A 430-nucleotide genomic window follows, 5' to 3' on the forward strand; every position below is an offset into this window, starting at 1 on the left:
TTCGAGCAGCTGACCCCGAGCACCACCCCAGCGGTGACCACCATCACCGATTCGATCGATAACACCGGCCTGACCCTAACTGCCGACAACACGATTACCGAAGGTGGGCAGATCACCTACACCGCGACCCTGAGCAACCCGGCCGGCACGCCGATGACCGTCACCCTGTCGAACGGCGCCGTGATCAATATCGAAGCCGGCAAAACCACCGGCAGCGTGGTGGTCGACACCCCGGCCAACGACGTCTACAAAAACGGCAGCACCGTCAGCACCACCATCGAAAGCACCACCGGTGGCAACTTCGAGCAGCTGACCCCGAGCACCACCCCAGCGGTGACCACCATCACCGATTCGATCGATAACACCGGCCTGACGCTCACTGCCGACAACACCATTACCGAAGGCGGCCAGATCACCTACACCGCGACCC

Annotated in this window: 1 protein-coding gene; it reads left to right on the forward strand. The window is 62.3% G+C overall.

The features are described 5' to 3' along the window. Positions 1-430: immunoglobulin-like domain-containing protein (locus AC1DIH_RS28200; protein WP_477774098.1), on the forward strand; the 430-nt coding region annotated here is incomplete at both ends.

The organism is Pseudomonas sp. 05N36 (genome assembly GCF_056397385.1).